Source organism: Terrabacter sp. NPDC000476, from assembly GCF_040300125.1.
In the GTDB taxonomy this organism is placed as follows: domain Bacteria; phylum Actinomycetota; class Actinomycetes; order Actinomycetales; family Dermatophilaceae; genus Terrabacter.
Window position 1 is genome coordinate 369011 of sequence record NZ_JBEPDF010000004.1, and the last position, 13995, is coordinate 383005.

10 protein-coding genes are annotated in these 13995 nt (G+C 71.7%); 9 read left to right on the top strand and 1 reads right to left on the bottom strand.

Features of this window, described 5'->3' with window-relative positions; translation table 11 throughout:
- Positions 1-33 precede the first annotated feature (33 nt).
- Both ABT295_RS20560 and ABT295_RS20565 read left to right on the top strand, forming a co-directional pair.
- Positions 34-318 (top strand): YggT family protein, encoded by a 285-nt coding sequence (locus ABT295_RS20560; RefSeq protein WP_352396262.1) that lies wholly within the window; start codon positions 34-36, stop codon positions 316-318.
- 144 nt (positions 319-462) lie between these two features.
- Positions 463-1785 carry a DivIVA domain-containing protein gene (locus tag ABT295_RS20565; RefSeq protein WP_352396263.1) on the top strand — a complete coding sequence of 441 codons (1323 nt, stop codon included), beginning with the start codon at positions 463-465 and terminating at the stop codon, positions 1783-1785.
- Between the two features lie 150 nt (positions 1786-1935).
- Here ABT295_RS20565 and ABT295_RS20570 read toward each other — a convergent pair whose 3' ends face one another.
- On the bottom strand, positions 1936-2559 hold the full coding sequence (locus tag ABT295_RS20570; protein WP_352396264.1) for a hypothetical protein: 624 nt from the start codon (positions 2557-2559) through the stop codon (positions 1936-1938).
- Between ABT295_RS20570 and ABT295_RS20575 the strand changes: the two genes are divergently transcribed.
- The 7 genes from ABT295_RS20575 (at position 2543) to ABT295_RS20605 (ending at position 13971) form a co-directional block, all read left to right on the top strand.
- The gene (locus tag ABT295_RS20575) at positions 2543-3028 is read left to right on the top strand and encodes a TraR/DksA family transcriptional regulator (RefSeq protein WP_352396265.1); all 486 of its coding nucleotides are present in this window, start codon (positions 2543-2545) and stop codon (positions 3026-3028) included. The two genes, ABT295_RS20570 and ABT295_RS20575, sit on opposite strands and share 17 nt — an antisense overlap.
- Before the next feature lie 44 nt (positions 3029-3072).
- Positions 3073-3678: a signal peptidase II gene (gene lspA / locus ABT295_RS20580; RefSeq protein ID WP_352396266.1), complete on the top strand. Its 606-nt coding sequence runs from the start codon at positions 3073-3075 to the stop codon at positions 3676-3678.
- Positions 3671-4603: an RluA family pseudouridine synthase gene (locus ABT295_RS20585; RefSeq protein ID WP_352396267.1), complete on the top strand. Its 933-nt coding sequence runs from the start codon at positions 3671-3673 to the stop codon at positions 4601-4603. Before lspA ends, ABT295_RS20585 begins: the two co-directional genes overlap by 8 nt.
- A 144-nt stretch (positions 4604-4747) precedes the next feature.
- Positions 4748-8344, top strand: coding sequence for a DNA polymerase III subunit alpha (gene dnaE, locus ABT295_RS20590; protein WP_352396268.1), 3597 nt, complete (start codon positions 4748-4750; stop codon positions 8342-8344).
- Positions 8344-9462 carry a winged helix DNA-binding domain-containing protein gene (locus tag ABT295_RS20595; RefSeq protein WP_352396269.1) on the top strand — a complete coding sequence of 373 codons (1119 nt, stop codon included), beginning with the start codon at positions 8344-8346 and terminating at the stop codon, positions 9460-9462. The genes dnaE and ABT295_RS20595 overlap by 1 nt, the downstream gene beginning before the upstream one ends.
- 1 nt (position 9463) lies before the next feature.
- Entirely contained in the window at positions 9464-10408 is a 945-nt protein-coding gene (locus ABT295_RS20600) for a pseudouridine synthase (protein ID WP_352396270.1), read from the top strand.
- Positions 10409-10542: 134 nt separating this feature from the next.
- The gene (locus ABT295_RS20605; RefSeq protein ID WP_352396271.1) at positions 10543-13971 is read left to right on the top strand and encodes an ExeM/NucH family extracellular endonuclease; all 3429 of its coding nucleotides are present in this window, start codon (positions 10543-10545) and stop codon (positions 13969-13971) included.
- The last annotated feature ends 24 nt before the right edge of the window (positions 13972-13995 follow it).

Here is a 13995-nt window from a genome sequence, read left to right on the forward strand (position 1 = left end):
GTTCGTGCCCGGCCATCAGGGACACTGACCGACATGGACGCGTTCTGGACGATCTACGGCGTGGTCGTCTTCACCTTCTTCATCGCCCTCATCGGTCGCTTCGTCATCGACTGGGTGCAGGTGCTGGCGCGCTCGTGGCACCCGACCGGTGTCGTGCTCGTGCTCGCCGAGGCGATCTACACGGTCACCGACCCCCCGCTGCGGGCCCTGCGCAAGGTCATCCCGTCGCCGAACCTCGGCGGGGTGCGTCTCGACCTCAGCTTCCTCGTGCTGATGCTGCTGACCTCGCTCGCGCTCAACGTGCCGAACTACTTCTGACCCGGGCCGTCTCCCGGTGACCTCTCGGGTCGAACCCGGGGGCCAGGGATGATAGGACCGGTGTCGAGGTGGTGCGCCTTTGTGGCGTGACCGCAACGCCCGATAGCGTTGGGCCCGACCCACTACGTCCGTATGAGGTGACACATGGCGCTTACGCCTGAACAGGTGCTCAACAAGCACTTCCAGACCACGCAGTTCCGTCGTGGCTACGAGGAGCGCGACGTCGACGACTTCCTCGACGAGATCGTGGCGGAGATGCGCTCGCTCATCGAGCAGCGCGACGACTACCTCAAGCAGCTCAACGACTGCCGTGCGAGCAAGAACCAGACGGCGGTGCGCGGCGAGGGCGCCACGGCCGCGATGCCGGCGGTCGGCCGGCCGGGCGACGACGCGAAGCTCGGCGGTCTCACGGCCAAGATCCAGGACGCCGAGCGTGCCCTCAAGGCCGCCGCCGACCGCGCCGCCAAGGCGAAGGCCGACGCCGAGAACGCCGAGCGTGCGGCCCAGGAGCGCATCGAGCGCGCCAAGGCCGACGCCGAGCGCGCCGAGGTGGCCGCGAAGTCCGCCGTCGACTCGCAGGCCCTCGACGACGCGCAGGCCAAGCTCAACGAGCTGAGCTCGAAGGTCGCCGACGCCGAGGCGCAGCTGCAGAAGGCGCAGCAGGAGGCGCAGGCCGCGCAGGAGGCCGCCGCCAAGGCGCAGGCCGACGCCGAGGCCGCGACGGCCGAGGCGGAGCGGGCCCGCGACGAGGCTGCGAAGCACCATGCCCTGGCCGAGCAGTCCGCCAAGGAGTCCGACCGCACGTCGTCCGACGAGCAGTCCGGGCAGCAGCCCGCACAGCAGGCCGCCGCGGCCGAGCAGCAGCCCGCTGCCGCGCCCGCGGGACAGATGGACGCCGCCGGCGTCATCGCGCTCGCGCAGCGGCTGCACGACGAGCACGTGGCCGCGGGCGAGGCCCGCCGCGACGAGCTCGTCGCCGAGGCCGAGGCCCGTCACCGCGAGCTCATCGACGCGGCACAGGCCCGTCACGACGAGCTGCTGAGCACCGGCCAGGCCCGCCACGACGAGGCGAGCGCGCAGGCCGAGCAGCTGTCGGCGGCCGCGGTCGCCGAGCGTGACCAGATGATCGCCGAGGCCAACGCCCAGCGCGACCAGATGATCGCCGAGGCCACCTCGCAGCGTGACCAGATGCTCGCCGAGGCGTCCGCCAAGCGCGACGAGATGCTGACCGAGGCCCGCGAGCGCGCGACCGGCATGGTCGCCGAGGCCCAGCAGAAGAAGGCCGCGGTGCTCGAGGACCTCGACAAGAGCAAGAGCCTGCTCGACCGGAAGATCGAGGAGCTGCGCGGCTTCGAGAAGAACTACCGCGCCAACCTCAAGTCCTACATCGAGGGCCAGCTGCACGACCTCGACACGAGCGTCCAGGACCCGGCGCACGCCGCTGCGGGCGAGGGTGACCAGGGCTGAGAGTCCGAGCACGACCACGGGACGGCCGTCCGGGAGAGATCCCCGGGCGGCCGTCGCGCGTGCTGGGGGAGGCGGTGGCGTGACACGTTCTCGTGACCTTCGTCCCGGTGTGCGTTTCGCGTTTGTGGAAGGGCGGCTCGGGGCTTATTGTCAGCCCCACTTGTCAGCGTCGACGGCTTGAGCGACGGAGGGTCCGATGGCGGCGAAGAAGACGGCTGCGGCCGCGACGAAGCGCTCCGGCGCGCGCTCGGCCGGGACGGCGACAGCGGCGGCCACGAGGACCGCGACCCGGACGACGGCCCAGGCCCCCGCGAAGAGCGCGGCGAAGAGTGCGGCGAAGTCTGCCACCAGGACGACGGCGAAGGCTGCGACGAAGGCCCCGGCGAAGACGACGGCGAAGGCTGCGACCAAGGCTGCGGCGAAGGCCCCGGCGAAGGCTGCGACGAAGACCGCGGCGAAGGCCCCGGCGAAGACCGCGACGAAAGCCGCGACGAAGGCCCCGAGGAAGGCCCCGACGAAGGCCCCGACGAAGGCCCCGACGAAGGCCCCGGCGAAGGCCGCAGCGAAGGCCGCGACGAAAGCCGCGACGAAGGCCCCAGCCAAGGCTGCGACGAAGACCGCGACGAAGACCGCGACGAAGACGCCGGCCAAGGCTGCCACCAAGGCCCCGGCAAGGACCGCGACCAAGGCTGCGGCGAAGACGACGGCGAAGACCGCCGCACAGACCACGACGGCACGACCCACGAAGAAGGCAGCAGTGACGACGAGCTCCACCGCAGGTCCGCGCAGCACGGCGAAGAAGTCGACCGCGCGCCCGACCGCCACGAAGACGAGCGCCCGCAAGATCGCGGAGCAGCTGAGGGTCAAGGACGACGAAAGCCCCTGGAACGAGGAGGAGATCCGCGAGGTGCGCGGGGTCCTGCTCGAGGAGATCGAGCAGCACCGCGTCGAGCTCAAGCTCGCCGAGGACGAGCTCGACGACCTCCTGCGCGCCTCCGGCGACGGGGCGGGTGACGACCAGGCCGACGCCGGCGCCAAGACGGCCGAGCGCGAGCACGAGATCTCCGTCGCCGCCAACGCCCGCGCGAGCCTGCGCCAGGCCGAGCACGCCCTCGAGCAGCTCGAGGCCGGCACCTACGGCATCTGTGAGAACTGCGGCAACCCGATCGGCAAACTTCGACTGCAGGCCCGTCCTCGTGCGACCCTGTGCATGACATGCCAAGCCAAGCAGGACCGCCACTGAAGCCCACTCACGCCGCGTCGACGCCCCCAGCGGGCGTCGACGGCGTGTCCACCACCGACACCCCCATCGACACCTCCCCTGACACCCCGATCGACGGCAGCGTGACCGAGAGCCCGAGCAGCGCCGACCGGAGCCGCACGACCCCGCAGCGGCGTCGGCGGCTCTTCGGGCTGCTCGCCGTCGTCGCGGTGCTCGCCTACCTGAGCGACCAGCTGACCAAGCAGGTCGCCCTCGACGTCCTCGCGGACGGCGCCCCCCGCCCCTTCATCGGGGACCTCATCCGGTTCAAGCTCATCGGCAACCCGGGCGCGGCCCTCTCGCTCGGCGCCGGCAACACGTGGGTCATGACCGGCATCGCGCTGGCCGTCCTCGTCGCCATCGTCGTCGTCGCGCGCCAGCTCGGGTCGACGGCCTGGGCCATCGCCCTCGGGCTGCTCCTCGGCGCCGCCGTCGGCAACCTCACCGACCGCTTCGTCCGGCCGCCGGGCGGCGGGCAGGGCCACGTCGTCGACTTCATCGACTACCAGGTCTTCATCGGCAACGTCGCCGACATCTGGATCGTCTCCGCGGCCGCACTCATCGTCCTGCTCTCGCTCCGCGGCGTCGGCGTCGACGGTCGCCGCGACGGGAAGGGGGCCGAGGATGCCTGACGTCCGCACCGTCCTCGTCCCCGACGGCCTCGAGGGCGAGCGCGTCGACGCCGGCGTGGCCCGCCTGTTCGGTGTCTCGCGCACCAAGGCCGCCGACCTCGCCGCCGACGGGCACGTCGTGCTCGACGGCAAGTCGGTCGGCAAGTCCGAGCGGCTCAACGCCGGCGCGATGCTCGAGGTGTCGCTGCCGCGCGCCGACGAGAGCCCGAGCCTCGCCGTCATCGCCCAGCCGGTCCCCGGCATGACGATCGTGCACGACGACGACGACATCGTCGTCGTCGACAAGCCCGTGGGCGTCGCCGCGCACCCGAGTGTCGGCTGGGTCGGCCCGGACGTCGTGTCGGGGCTCGCCGCCGCCGGCTACCGCATCTCCACCTCCGGCGCCCCGGAGCGCCAGGGCATCGTCAGCCGGCTCGACGTCGGCACGTCGGGCCTCATGGTCGTCGCGAAGAGCGAGTACGCGTACTCCCGCCTCAAGCAGGCCTTCCGCAGCCGCACCGTGGACAAGACGTACCACGCCCTCGTGCAGGGCCTGCCGGACCCGGTCGTCGGCACCGTCGACGCACCGATCGGCCGCCACCCCGGCCACGACTACAAGTTCGCGGTCATGAAGAGCGGCAAGCCGTCGGTCACGCACTACGAGGTCATCGAGGCGTTCCGCTACGCGAGCCTGCTCGACATCCACCTCGAGACCGGGCGCACCCACCAGATCCGGGTGCACTTCGCGGCCCTGCACCACCCGTGCTGCGGCGACATCACGTACGGCGCCGACCCCAAGCTCGCGGCCAGGCTCAAGCTGGACCGGCAGTGGCTGCACGCCGTCGGTCTGGGCTTCGAGCACCCGGGGTCGGGGGAGTACGTGCACTTCGAGAGCTCCTACCCGGAGGACCTCCAGCGGGCGCTCGACATCGTCGGGACCCTCTGACCCCACCGCGCAGGCCGACGACGGCCCCGGCCGCGGCGCCGGGGACCGTCGGGGCCCGCGACGGGACCGTCGGGGGACCGGGCCCCCCGACACCGGCCGCGACACGCGCGGAGGTGTCGCCGGCGAGGCTTAGACTCGTCCACGATGTCGACCTCCACCGCCCCGCGCAACGACCCGAACTTCGTGCACCTCCACGTGCACACGGAGTACTCCATGCTCGACGGCGCGGCGCGCATCGGCGACCTCTTCAGCGAGGCGGCGCGGATGGGGATGCCGGCGCTCGCGACCACCGACCACGGCTACGTCTTCGGTGCCTACGAGTTCTGGAAGAAGGCCCAGGGCACCGGGGTCAAGCCGATCATCGGCGTGGAGGCGTACATCACGCCCGGCACCCACCGCACCGACCGCACCAAGGTCAGCTGGGGCGACGGCGGCCGCGACGACGTGTCCGGCAGCGGCGCGTACACGCACATGACGATGCTCGCCGAGAACAACGAGGGGATGCACAACCTCTTCCGGATGAGCTCGATCGCCTCGCTCGACCAGGTGTACACGAAGTGGCCCCGCATCGACCGCGACCTGCTCGGCACCTACGGCAAGGGCCTCATCGTCACGACCGGCTGCCCGTCGAGCGAGATCCAGACCAAGCTGCGCTTCGGGATGTACGACGAGGCCCGCGAGGTGGCCGGCGAGCTGCGCGACATCTTCGGCAACGAGAACGTCTACGTCGAGCTGATGGACCACGGCCTCGACATCGAGCGGCGCACCCAGAAGGACCTCATCCGCCTCGCACGAGACCTCAAGCTGCCGCTCCTGGCGACGAACGACCTGCACTACACGCGCGCCGAGGACGCCAAGGCGCACGCGGCGCTGCTCTGCGTGCAGTCCGGCTCGACCCTGATGGACCCCAACCGGTTCAAGTTCGACGCCGACGACTTCTACCTCAAGTCCGCGCAGGAGATGCGCCACCTCTGGCGCGAGCTGCCGGAGGCGTGCGACAACACGCTGCTCGTCGCCGAGCGCTGTGAGGTCTCCTTCACCGAGGGGGAGGGCCGCTACATGCCGCGGTTCCCCTGCCCCGAGGGGGAGAACGAGACGTCGTGGTTCATCAAGGAGGTCGAGACCGGGCTCCAGCGGCGCTTCCCCGAGGGGGTGCCCGACTACGCCCGCAAGCAGGCGGCCTTCGAGGAGGACGTCATCGTCTCCAAGGGCTACCCGGGCTACTTCCTCGTCGTCGCCGACTTCATCAACTGGGCCAAGCGCAACGGCATCCGCGTCGGCCCGGGCCGTGGCTCGGGTGCCGGCTCGATGTGCGCCTACGCGATGGGCATCACCGACCTCGACCCGGTGCCGCACGGCCTCATCTTCGAGCGCTTCCTCAACCCCGAGCGCATGTCGATGCCCGACTTCGACGTCGACTTCGACGAGCGCCGCCGCGGCGAGGTGATCCGCTACGTCACGGAGAAGTACGGCGAGGAGCGCGTCGCCCAGATCGTCACCTACGGCACGATCAAGGCCAAGCAGGCCCTCAAGGACGCGAGCCGCGTGCTCGGCCACCCGTTCGCCATGGGTGAGAAGCTGACCAAGGCGATGCCGCCCGACGTCATGGGCAAGGGCATGCCGCTCGCCGACGTCTTCAAGCCCGAGTCGAAGCGCTACAACGAGGCGGTCGACTTCCGTGCGGTCCACGACGAGGACCCGCAGGCCCAGGAGGTCGTCGCGACCGCCCTCGGCCTCGAGGGCCTGAAGCGCCAGTGGGGCGTGCACGCGGCCGGCGTCATCATGAGCAGCGAGCCGCTCGTCGACGTCATCCCGATCATGCGCCGCCTGCAGGACGGCCAGATCATCACGCAGTTCGACTACCCGAGCTGCGAGTCGCTCGGCCTCGTCAAGATGGACTTCCTCGGGCTGCGCAACCTCACGATCCTCGACGACGCCATCGAGAACATCAAGCTCAACCGCGACGAGGACATCGACCTCGACGCCCTGTCGAAGGACATGAGCGACCCGGCCACGTACGCCCTGCTGGGGCGCGGCGACACCCTCGGCGTCTTCCAGCTCGACGGTGGCGGCATGCGGGCGCTGCTGCGGCTCATGCAGCCCGACAACTTCGAGGACATCTCGGCCGCCCTCGCGCTCTACCGCCCGGGCCCGATGGGCGTCAACGCGCACACCAACTTCGCGCTGCGCAAGAACGGCAAGCAGGAGCTCATCCCGCTCGACCCGCAGCTGAAGGGCAAGCTCCAGCAGGAGATGATCGACGCCCTCGACCCGATCCTCGGGATGACCTACGGCCTGGTCATCTACCAGGAGCAGGTCATGGAGATCGCCCAGAAGCTCGCCGGCTACACGCTCGGCAACGCCGACCTGCTGCGCCGCGCCATGGGCAAGAAGAAGAAGGAGGTGCTCGACGCCGAGTACGTCCCCTTCTCGGAGGGCATGAAGTCGCAGGGCTTCAACGAGGGCTCGATCGCCGCCCTCTGGGGCGTGCTCGTGCCGTTCTCGGACTACGCGTTCAACAAGGCGCACACCGCGGCATACGGCCTCGTGTCGTACTGGACGGCCTACCTCAAGGCCAACTACCCCGCCGAGTACATGGCGGCGCTGCTGACGAGCGTGCGCGACGACAAGGACAAGTCGGCGCTCTACCTCAACGAGTGCCGGCACATGGGCATCAAGGTGCTGCCGCCCGACGTCAACGAGTCGATCGCCAACTTCGCCGCCGTCGGCACCGACATCCGCTTCGGCCTCGCCGCCATCCGCAACGTCGGCCTGCCCGTGGTGCAGGCCATCATCAAGGCCCGCGAGGAGAAGGGCGCCTTCGCCTCGTTCAAGGACTTCCTCTCCAAGGTGCCGGCCGTCGTCTGCAACAAGCGGACCATCGAGTCGCTCATCAAGGGTGGGGCGTTCGACTCCCTCGGCGAGGCGCGCCGCGGCATGGTCGAGGTGCACGAGCGCTACATCGACGCCCTCATCGAGGTCAAGAAGCAGGAGGCGATCGGCCAGGACAGCCTCTTCGGCAGCTTCGGCGACGACGCCGACGGCGGCGACGGCCAGCAGGGCGCGGGCGCCTTCGACGGCCTGCCGCCCGTGCCGACGCTGGAGTGGGACAAGGCGAGCCTGCTCTCCTTCGAGCGCGAGATGCTCGGCCTCTACGTCAGCGACCACCCGCTCTTCGGCATCGAGCACATCCTCGCCACGCACGCCGACACCTCGATCGCCGCGCTGATGGGCGACGACCCGAAGCCGGACGGCACGCCCGTCACGGTCGCGGGACTCATCACGAGCCTGCAGCTCAAGCGGACGAAGAAGGGCGACCTCTGGGCCATCGCCACGGTGGAGGACCTCGACGGCGCCGTCGAGTGCCTGTTCTTCCCGTCGGCCTACATGTCGTACTCGACGATGCTCGCCCAGGACACCGTGTGCGCCGTCAAGGGCCGGGTCAGCGCGCGCGACGACTCGATCTCGATCTTCGCCCAGGAGCTGACGATCCCCGACATCAAGGAGGGTCCGCGCGGCCCGGTCGTGCTGACCATGCCGCTCGGGCGGGCGACCCCCGCCGTGGCCGAGAGCCTCAAGCGGGTGCTCGGGGAGCACCCGGGCGCGACGGAGGTGCAGGTCAAGCTGACCCAGCCGGGCCGCTCGGTGCTCATGTCGCTCGACGACTCGCTCCGGGTCAACGCGACGTCGGCGCTCTTCGGCGACCTCAAGGCCCTCCTCGGCCCCGCCTGCCTCAGCTGATGCTCCCGGCCGACCGTCGGCGCCTGCGCCGGGCGCGGATGGCCGCCCTCGGGCTGCACCCGCGGCTCGGGGTGCCGGACGCACCGGTGTCGGCCGGGGCCGTGGCCCGCGAGCTCGGCGCGCTGCAGGCGCAGGACTACGGCAGCGGCGCGTGGTCCCTCGGCGTGCGCTCGGGCCTCACCCTCGAGCAGGTGGAGCAGTCCGTGCGCGACCGCGAGGTCGTGCGCACCTGGCCGATGCGCGGCACGATCCACTGGGTGCCCGCGGAGGACGCCCGCTGGATGTGCGAGCTGCTCGCCGCGCCGCGCAGCACGACCCTCGCCACGCGCTTTGCCCAGCTCGGGCTCACCGAGGCCGACGTCGAGCTCTCCGGCATGCTCTTCGAGGAGCACCTGCGCACCCCGGTGAGCCGGCCCGACGTCGCCGCCCTGCTCGTCGAGCACGGCATCGACCCGACCGGCCAGCGCAACTACCACCTCATCGGCCACCACTGCATGAGCGGCCTCATCTGCCAGGGCCCGCTCATCGGCAAGCAGCCCAGCTTCGTCCTCATCGACTCGTGGGTTCCCTACTCGCGCAAGGTCTCCCGCGAGGAGGGCCTGGCCACGGTGGCCGAGCGTTACGTGCGCAGCCACGGCCCGGTCACCGAGAAGGACCTCGCCGGGTGGCTCCTCAAGCCGCTCGGGCTGACGCGTGAGGCGCTGGCGCTCGTCGGCGACCGGCTGGTGCGCGAGGAGCTCGACGGGCAGACGTGGCTGACGCACGCCGACGCCCGGGAGGTGCCCGACGGCCCCGGCGGCGTCCACCTGCTGCCGCAGTGGGACGAGCTCCTGCTCGGCTTCAAGTCCCGTGACGTCTCGCTGCCGCCGGAGCACTTCGCCGCGGTCGTGCCCGGTCGCAACATGGTCTTCAAGCCCACCCTCGTATTCGACGGCGAGGTGGCCGGCACGTGGCGACGCGTGTCCCGGCGCGACCGCGTGATCCTCGAGGTGGCGCCCTTCGCCGGGCTGTCGGCCCGACGGTGGCGTGAGGTCGAGGTCGCGGCGGCCGACCACGGCAGGTTCCTCGGCACCGACACCGAGGTCGTCCGTGTCGACAGCGCCGTGGGGACCCCCTGACGTGGCGCGCGGACCGATCCCGCCGTCACCGCTGCCGCCCCGCCACGGGGTCGACGCCCAGCGGTTCCGGATGCCGCAGGCCGGAGCGTGGGCGTCGCTGCGCGACCACCTCGTCGAGCGGCTGACGCCGGGACTCACCGCCGACGACGTCGACCGGATGCTCGAGGCGGGCGAGTTCGTCGACGCCGCAGGCTCGCCCGTGCCCGCCGACGCCCCGTTCGTGCCGCAGGCGGCGGTGTGGGCGCACCGCGACCTGCCCGACGAGGTCGCGCACCCGGAGGAGCCCGTCGTGCTGTACCGCGACGAGCGCATCGTCGTCGTCGACAAGCCGCACGACATGGCCTCCATGCCCCGGGGCCGGCACGTCGTGCAGAGCGCCCTCGCGCGCACCCGGGTGCTCACGGGCCTCGACCGGCTGGCACCCGCGCACCGGCTCGACCGGCCCACGGCCGGGGTGCTGATGTTCACGACCGAGCAGCGGTGGCGCGGGGCGTACCAGCGCGTCTTCGCCGAGGGGCTGGCGACCAAGGAGTACCTCGCCGTGGCCCCGGTGCGCGCGGGCCTCGAGCTGCCGCTCGTGCGGCGCACCCACCTCGTCAAGGAGCACGGCACCCACCAGGCCCACGAGGTCGAGGGCGCCGAGCCCAACGCCGAGACGCTCGTCGAGCTGCTCGCCACCGGACCGCAGCAGCTCGGGCTCTACCGGCTGACCCCGCGCACCGGTCGCACCCACCAGCTGCGCTGCCAGCTCGAGGGCCTCGGCGTGCCCATCGCCGACGACCCGCTCTACCCCGAGGAGCGCGACGTCCCGCTCGACGACTTCACCCGGCCGCTGCAGCTGCTCGCGGCCGTGCTGGCCTTCGACGACCCCGTCGACGGCACGCCGCGCCGGTTCGTCAGTCGACGCCGGCTCGCCCGGTGGACGGGCGCCTGGCCGGCCCTCTGAGGTGCGCCGGGCCGGGCGACTCGATGTCACCGCCCGTTCAGCCGGCGGTGGTCGTCTCGACGCGCGAGACGCCGCGGCCCCGTCTAGGGTGACCCGCAGACCGCGCTGAGGAGCTGGTCCCAGGGAGGAAATCCATGCGTCAATCTCGTCCTGCCGCACGTCGGGTCGCAGCGGTCACCACCGCAGCGCTCGCCGTCGGCCTCACCCCCGTCGCCCTGGCCGCCCCGGCCTCGGCGGCGACCCCGACCGAGCTGTTCATCAGCGAGTACGTCGAACCGGCCACGGGCAACAACAAGGCCATCGAGATCTACAACCCGACGTCGGCACCGGTGACGCTCACGGGCGCCTACAGCCTGTTCACGTCGGTCAACGGTGGCTCGTCGAGCTCGTCGATCGCCCTTCTGGGCACCGTGGCGCCGGGCGACGTCTTCGTCGTCGGCAACAACAACACCGCGAACGACCCCGCCATCCTGGCAGCCGACCAGCTGAGCGGCTCGCTCACCTTCAACGGCGACGACGCGATCGAGCTGCGCAAGGGTTCCGCCGTCGTCGACTCCATCGGTCAGGTCGGGGTCGACCCCGGCACGGAGTGGGGCACCTCGCCCGTCACGACGGCCAACCACACGCTGCGGCGCAAGGCGTCGATCACCGTCAGCGACCGGGTGAGCACCGACGCCTTCGACCCGGCCACCGAGTGGGACTCCTACCCGGCCGACACCTTCGACGGGCTCGGCAGCCACACGACCGACGGCGGTCCCGTCACCGACGCCGCCCCGGCGCTGGTGTCCTCGGTGCCCGCCGACGGCGCGACGACCGTGGTTCCTGACGCCAGCCCGACGGTGACCTTCTCCGAGCCCGTGGTGGCCGGCGCCGGCGCCTTCTCCCTGACCTGCTCGGTCTCCGGCACGAAGTCCCTGGCCGTGAGCGGCGGTCCGACGACCTTCACGCTCGACCCGTCGGCCGACTTCGCCCGCGGCGACTCGTGCGCCCTGACCGTCACGGCGTCCGCCGTGACCGACACGGACGACGTCGACCCGCCGGACTCGCCCGAGGCCGACACCACGATCCGCTTCACGGTGCCGAGCGTCGGTCCCTGCGAGACCACGACGACGCGGATCCCCGCGATCCAGGGCAGCGGCGACACGGCCGCCGTCACCGGCACGGTCACGACCCGCGGCGTCGTCGTCGGCGACTACGAGGGTGCCTCACCGGCGCTGCGCGGCTTCTACCTGCAGGACCCGACGGGTGACGGCGACCCGACCACCTCCGACGCGATCTTCGTCTTCGAGGGCAGCAACGCGGACGCCGTCGAGGTCGGCGACCTCGTCACGGTGACCGGCACCGCCGGTGAGAACCAGGGCCAGACCCAGGTCAGCGCCGGTTCGGTCACGGTGTGCGGCACCGGCACGGTCACCCCGACCGAGGTGCGCTTCCCCGTCGCGAGCAGCACCGGCCTCGAGCGCTACGAGGGCATGCTCGTCACCCTCCCGCAGCAGATGTCGGTGACCGAGCACTTCCAGCTCGGCCGCTTCGGCCAGGTCACGCTCGCGCAGGGCGGCCGCCTCGAGCAGCCGACCAACGTCGTCGCCCCCGGCGCCGAGGCGAAGGCCCTGCAGGCCGCGAACAACCTGCGCAAGGTCATCCTCGACGACACCACCCAGGCCCAGAACGTCGACCCGATCGTCTTCGGGCGCGGCGGTCGGCCCCTCACCGCGGAGAACACCCTCCGCGGCGGTGACACCGTCACCGGCCTCACGGGGGTGCTCACCTACACGTGGGCCGGCAACGCGGCGAGCGGCAACGCCTACCGCATCCGTCCCGTCACGCCTGCTGCCACGGTGGACTTCGAGCCGACCAACCCGCGCCCGTCGGGCCCCCCGGCCGTCGGTGGCACCACCCGCGTCGTCGGGATGAACCTGCTCAACTTCTTCACGACGCTCGACACGACCGGCAACAACTGCCGGGGCGGGCTCACCGGCGCGGTCATGGACTGTCGCGGGGCGAACACGGCCGCCGAGTTCGACCGGCAGTGGCGCAAGACCGTCGCCGCGGTCTCGGGCACCGGCGCCGACGTCGTGGCCTTCATGGAGATGGAGAACGACGGCTACGGCGCCGACAGCGCGGAGCAGTTCCTCGTCGACCGGCTCAACGACGCGGACGGGGCCGGCACGTGGGCGTTCGTCGACGCCGACGCGCGCACCGGCCAGAACGATGCCCTCGGCAACGACGCGATCAAGGTCGGGATGCTCTACAAGCCGGCCGCGGTCGAGCCCGTCGGCACGACCGCCGCGCTCAACACGACCGAGTTCGTCACCGGTGGCGACCCCGAGCCGCGCAACCGCCCGTCACTCGCACAGGCGTTCCGCGACACCACGACCGGCGGCACCTTCGTCGCCGTCGCGAACCACCTGAAGAGCAAGGGCAGCGCGTGCAGCGTGCCGGACGCCGGTGACGGCCAGGGCAACTGCACCGCGGTCCGCGTCCGGTCGGCGCAGCTGCTGGCCGGCTGGCTCGCGGGTGACCCGACGGGCACCGGCGACCCCGACGTCCTCATCCTCGGCGACATGAACTCCTACGCCAAGGAGGACCCGATCACGACGCTCGAGCAGGCCGGCTACGCCAACCTCATCGAGGCGCGCAACGGTCGCGAGGCGTACTCGTACGCCTTCGACGGGCAGTGGGGCTACCTCGACCACGCGCTCGGCTCGGCATCGATCGCCCGTCAGGTGACGGGGGTCGGTGACTGGCACGTCAACGCCGACGAGCCGTCGATCCTCGACTACAACACCGAGTTCAAGACGGCCGCACAGGTCTCGAGCCTCTACGCGCCCGACGAGTTCCGCATCTCCGACCACGACCCGGTCGTCGTCGGACTCGACCTGGCCAACGCGGCGCCGGTCGTCGGGGCGGTCACCGGCCCGGCCACCGCCACGTCGGTGGGTGCGCCCGTGACGGTCGGCTCGACGTTCTCGGACGCCGATCCGCTCGACACCCACACGGCGAGCATCGCCTGGGGCGACGGGGAGTCGAGCGCCGCCACGGTCGAGGGCCAGGCCGTCAGCGGCAGCCACGTCTACCGCGCGGCCGGCGTCTACACCGTCACCGTCACCGTCACCGACCAGTGGGGTCACGCGGACTCCGGCACGACGACCGTCGTCGTCTACGACCGGGCGGCCGGCGTCGCCGCCGGCGCGGGCACCGTGACGCTGTCGGCGGGCGCCTTCCCGGCCGACCCGGGCCGCACGGGCAGCGGCGCGTTCGTCCTCGCAGCCGGCTACGGCCGCACCGGGGCCACTCCCGCCGGCGTGCTCGCCTACACCGCGTCCGGGCCCCGCTTCGTCGTGGCGTCCGCGGCGTACGACTGGCTCGTCGTCTCGGGTGACACGGCGCGCACGAGCGGGCCCGTCACGGTCAACGGCCGGTCCGGCTACCGGGCCGCCGTCACCGTGACCGACCGCGGGCGCGTGGACACCTTCCGGATCGTCGTCACCGACGCGGCCGGGACGGTCGTGCACGACTCGGGCAGCCGGCCGGTCACCGGTGCCGTGACCGTGGGTCGCTGACACCGCGACCCTCGGCCACCTGAC